Origin of the sequence: Lentilactobacillus sp., from assembly GCF_040773105.1 — a bacterium.
Classification (GTDB): Bacteria; Bacillota; Bacilli; order Lactobacillales; family Lactobacillaceae; genus Lentilactobacillus; species Lentilactobacillus parabuchneri.
Genome location: NZ_JAXGWW010000171.1, coordinates 1 through 4394, shown reverse-complemented (window position 1 = coordinate 4394; position 4394 = coordinate 1). Strand labels below are relative to the sequence as shown.

The 4394-nt window shown below is 42.4% G+C and carries 8 protein-coding genes; 7 read left to right on the top strand and 1 reads right to left on the bottom strand.

What is annotated here, in order from left to right; translation table 11 throughout:
• The coding region (locus AB3112_RS08640) for a phosphorylcholine transferase LicD (protein ID WP_367334298.1) at window positions 1-631 on the bottom strand (631 nt) is incomplete at its 3' end.
• A gap of 142 nt (window positions 632-773) precedes the next feature.
• Here AB3112_RS08640 and AB3112_RS08635 point away from each other — a divergent pair.
• The 7 genes from AB3112_RS08635 to AB3112_RS08605 form a co-directional block, all read left to right on the top strand.
• On the top strand, window positions 774-1244 hold the full coding sequence (locus AB3112_RS08635; RefSeq protein ID WP_167547574.1) for a MarR family winged helix-turn-helix transcriptional regulator: 471 nt from the start codon (window positions 774-776) through the stop codon (window positions 1242-1244).
• 96 nt (window positions 1245-1340) lie between these two features.
• Window positions 1341-2396 (top strand): YdcF family protein, encoded by a 1056-nt coding sequence (locus AB3112_RS08630; protein ID WP_367334297.1) that lies wholly within the window; start codon window positions 1341-1343, stop codon window positions 2394-2396.
• Window positions 2397-2591: 195 nt separating this feature from the next.
• Window positions 2592-2843 (top strand): GlsB/YeaQ/YmgE family stress response membrane protein, encoded by a 252-nt coding sequence (locus AB3112_RS08625; protein ID WP_057910511.1) that lies wholly within the window; start codon window positions 2592-2594, stop codon window positions 2841-2843.
• A 30-nt stretch (window positions 2844-2873) separates the two neighbouring features.
• Window positions 2874-3440, top strand: a complete 567-nt coding sequence (amaP, locus tag AB3112_RS08620; protein ID WP_084975150.1) for an alkaline shock response membrane anchor protein AmaP — start codon at window positions 2874-2876, stop codon at window positions 3438-3440.
• 12 nt (window positions 3441-3452) lie between these two features.
• Window positions 3453-3635: a hypothetical protein gene (locus tag AB3112_RS08615; protein ID WP_057910509.1), complete on the top strand. Its 183-nt coding sequence runs from the start codon at window positions 3453-3455 to the stop codon at window positions 3633-3635.
• A 33-nt stretch (window positions 3636-3668) separates the two neighbouring features.
• Window positions 3669-4100, top strand: coding sequence for an Asp23/Gls24 family envelope stress response protein (locus AB3112_RS08610; protein WP_084975152.1), 432 nt, complete (start codon window positions 3669-3671; stop codon window positions 4098-4100).
• 22 nt (window positions 4101-4122) lie between these two features.
• On the top strand, window positions 4123-4394 hold a 272-nt coding region (locus AB3112_RS08605), incomplete at its 3' end, for an Asp23/Gls24 family envelope stress response protein (RefSeq protein ID WP_367334296.1).

Here is a 4394-nt window from a genome sequence, read left to right as displayed (position 1 = left end):
CCTTGTCGTAACCGTACTGAGACGCCAAATTTTTGACATTCATCAAGGCCGGCTTGTCATTGTACATCGTCATGATATCGTCACGTTGTTTCTTAAAGTCCTCGGAAGTGACCAGCTGTTCATCTGATAACGGATTTTGAAATTTTCTCATTGGGTTATCAATCACATTATAACGCAACTTTAAATAGATTCGGCTGTCAAGCCTTCTAATATCAAGGATTTGCCGGCGCTGGCGAGCAGAAGAGTCCGGAATCTTATCCAGTGGAAAGATATCCAAAAAGACGCCTTTACGTGCGTTGTTAACGTTGTTCTTTTCTTCAATGAAGGTATTCCTATCCAATAGCTTGGAATAGCTTAGAGCGTAATTCTCGTCCGTCCAAGGGGTCTGGAGAAAATAGTGCTCGGACTTTAAGGCCTCGGGCGCGATTTTTAAGAAACGTTCATAATCGGAACGTAACATGCCGACGTCCATATCGTCATCCCAAGGGATAAATCCCTGGTGGCGAATCGAACCCAGCATGGTGCCTCCCAGTGCAATATAATTGATTTGGTATTTTCGTGCAATCGACGCAAACATTTTGAAAATATTTAATTCAACTTGATGAATTAAAGCAATGACTTGGTTATCCATATTTGCCCCCAATTATTTTGTTGTTATAACAATCAGTATAAAGCATAATTCACTAAAATGTTAAAGGTTAGTGCATTTAGTTGCGACAATATTGCCGACAATATATAATCAAGGTGATGTAAGTTTTAATAATTAAAGGGGAATGGTGAAAGCTATGAGTAAATCCAATGCAGATTTATTAAAAGAAGCAATTGACGTTTATTTGTCATCTTTAAAATACTTAGATAATTTCGTTTCAGAGCCGGCAACCAAGTATGGTCTATCCTTCGAGCAATATTTGATTCTTCATACAATTGCAGAACAGGATAATGTTTCTCTAATGGACATCGCAAGTGAACGGCGAGTGACGCGAAGCGCGATTTCTCGCCAAATCAAAGTCTTATTACAGCACGATTATATTTACCAAAAACCGGCTGAAAGCGATCGCAGAAGATTGTATCTTCACCTGACACCAACCGGAAAAGAAACCGAGAAAAAAGTGAACGATTTGATCACTGCCAGATTTGATCGTTGGATCAGTCGATACGGTGATGAAAAGGTCAAGGCAATTTTACAGTTTATTCGCGTATTCGCGGCTGAAGAAATGCAAAATACCACGTATGCTTCAAAGTAACAACTAACTGAAATAGTTCGGGGACCGGATCAGTCAAGACGACTTTCGGTCCTTCTTTTGTCATTCGCAAGATCTTAGATTGGGGGGGGATTGGATATGCTCATGTTAGCGGCGACGGCGGTTGTTTTTTTCGCCTTAGCCATTTTATTAGTTACATACTTAATTAAAAATCGCAATTCATCAGTCATTGGCTGGTTAGCTAACTTGGCCTTAATTGCCTTATTAGCATTGTTGGTCCAATTATTTGTCATGTTTAATCAGAAATATTACGCGTTGGTCATTGCCGTTGCCTTATTTGTGACCGGACTAGGGGTCGTTTTGGGACTCCTATTGAGTTTTATTTTTTTGTTTGTCAACGCCTTTATTGTCTGGCGGCGAGAAGGTTACAGTCTCAGCAGTTCATTGACTTTGATTGCCGGAATCGGGGTGGTTTTAGTTGATATTTTGATCTTCTTTAACCCGATTCAAACACCGCTGCCGATTCAGACATTTATTATCAGCTTTTTGACGATGATCATTTTGTACGTGCTGCTGACTGTTTGGACGACCTTATCTTCGATGTTGATTTATCAGCTGTATCTTCCTCGAAACAATAAGGACTTTATCATTGTTTTAGGAGCGGGATTGGTCGATGGCCATAAAGTCGGCAGGTTGTTGGGAAGTCGGATCAACCGTGGAATCGCCTTTTATAATCACCAGATTCATAAAGCAAACAAGCACGCCAAACTCATTTTTTCCGGTGGGCAGGGCAGTGATGAAAAAATACCCGAAGGCGTTGCGATGCAGCAGTATGCTTGGGAACACGGTGCCAGAAAGGCGGATACGTTGGTCGAAGATCAGTCGGTAAACACGTCTCAAAATATGCAGTTTTCAAAACAGCTTATTTCTAAAGTCTCTAATGACTCCCAGCCAAAAGTGGTCTTTGTGACCAGCAATTACCATACTTTGCGGGCGGGAATACTTGCCCGAAAGGCTGGTCTTGATGCCTTCGGGATTGGAGCCAAAACGCCCTTTTATTATTTGCCCAACGCCGTCATTCGTGAATATTTGGCGTTAGCGGTGATGCATAAGAAGTTTCATTTGGTTATGTTGGGGTTGATTTTGGTCAGCTCGATCGCATTGGGTATCTTAGCCTGGGTTTCAAGTCGATAATTGAAAGTGTATCAACAGCCAATCTCTTAGGGGATGGCTTTTTTGTTGTCTTTAAACCGATGATCAGGGGCTTGCGAAAATCTTCATACATTCTTCACATCTTATTCACACAATAAGTTTGTAGTTATTGTAGAATGAAAGCATAGCAAGAGAGCTATAAGTTCTATAAATTTATGTGCAGAAAGGATGATGATCATGTTTAGTTTAATTTGGACACTTATTATTGGTGGGCTGATTGGGGCACTTGCTGGCGCAATCGTTAGTCGTGACATGCCAATGGGCTGGATCGGAAACATTGTCGGTGGTTTAATTGGCGCCTGGCTGGGAGAAGCAATCTTTGGCTCCTGGGGGCCACAACTGGCGGGAATGGCAATTCTTCCTGCGATTGTTGGGGCGGTGCTCTTGGTACTGGTTGTTTCGATGGTCACTCGTGGAATGGCCAAGTAAATTACCTCTTTTGTGAAAGGAGGTCTGAAATTGAATCGATTCACGAAGTTTCTCATATGTCTGGTTAGTTTGGTCGGAATTATTCAATCCGGGTGGCTGCTTGGGATCGTTATCCCGATTGACCATGTTTCCCGGGTACTGCTGCCAAGCGTGCAAACACAGACCACTTGGATTTGGGTGCTTGGGATCGTGATTTCTCTGATCGTCACCCTGGTTGGCATTGTTGGCATCGCCATTGCGATATTTGCCCCACGAAAGGCTGATCGACTGCGGTTTAATTCACCAAATGGCAAATTAAGCATTTCCAAGCCGGCAGTTGAAAAGATCTTGCGAAACGCCATCATGGAGCAGGGAAATGTTAATGACGTCACTGTCAAATTGAAATTACGAACGAAAAATCGGGTTGCGACGGTCCACGTGACGGCTGTCGACAAATTGAACCACGATCTGGTAAAGCTTGGAGAAGATATTCAGACCATTGTGATTGATCAAGTTCATCGTTTGATGGACGTAGACGTCAAAAAGGTCAAAGTTAAAGTGAAACCCTTTGACTCAGCTTCCAAGCGCCAAAAAGCCGGCAGACCCCGGGTCGTATAGGAGGGAAAGTCAATGAATGCAATCATGTACGGTGCAATCTTCGGGATGATTTGTGGAATCGTTTGGGTCTTTTCCGGCCTGAGCGGGATGCTAATTGTCTTGGCGCTGACGGTCATTGGCGCGTTGATTGGTGCCGTGATCTGGAAATTCGGTGGGATTAAAAATCTCATTAGTCAGCTGATAAGTGATGATTAACAACACGTTTAAATAGAAAGTGAGTTGGAAAATATGGACGCAACTGTTGCAGCACCAGAATTAACGAAAAAATTAACGTTTGAAAATTCAGTGATTGAAAAAATCGCCGGATTAGTTTGCCGAAGTGTCGATGGGGTCCTGTCGCTTGATGGTGGGATGATGAGCGAATTAGCTGACCGTTTTTCAAAAACAACCGATCCAACCAAGGGGATTGATGCCGAAGTTGGTGAAAAACAGGTCGCTTTGGATATGGAAGCGACAATTGAGTATGGTGCTGATGCCCGGCAAATCTTTGACGAAATTTGTAGTCGAACACAAAAAGCCATCAAAAATTACACCGGGTTGGATGTGGTTGAGATTAATTTAAATATCAATGATGTTTTGACCAAAAAAGAATGGGAACAGCAAAGCTCCCGCAAAAAAGATGATATTGCCAATGACGTGAACGATGACCGGGTTGAATAACCTGTAAATGGAGGAAATCGAGATGACACAAGAAAATAACACCAACGTAGCAACGGTTTTAACTTATGATGATGATGTATTGGCAAAAATTGCCGGAAACACAGTTCGGGATGTTGATGGGGTGCTGTCATTGGAAGGAAACATTATCGATACCGTGACCGATAAATTCAGTGATGAAACGGATCCTTCCATGGGGGTTAAAGTAGATTTAGATAACGATGATAAAGAAGTCAAATTATCGATGGATGCCGTTTTGGAATATGGCAAGTCGATTCCGACCGTCTTCAAAAAGAT

Bases quoted from the DNA above. Each gene is read 5' to 3' on its own strand.
- AB3112_RS08635 (WP_167547574.1), top strand. From the start codon at position 774: ATGGTGAAAGCTATGAGTAAATCCAATGCAGATTTATTAAAAGAAGCA.
- AB3112_RS08630 (WP_367334297.1), top strand. From the start codon at position 1,341: ATGCTCATGTTAGCGGCGACGGCGGTTGTTTTTTTCGCCTTAGCCATT.
- AB3112_RS08625 (WP_057910511.1), top strand. From the start codon at position 2,592: ATGTTTAGTTTAATTTGGACACTTATTATTGGTGGGCTGATTGGGGCA.
- AB3112_RS08615 (WP_057910509.1), top strand. From the start codon at position 3,453: ATGAATGCAATCATGTACGGTGCAATCTTCGGGATGATTTGTGGAATC.
- AB3112_RS08610 (WP_084975152.1), top strand. From the start codon at position 3,669: ATGGACGCAACTGTTGCAGCACCAGAATTAACGAAAAAATTAACGTTT.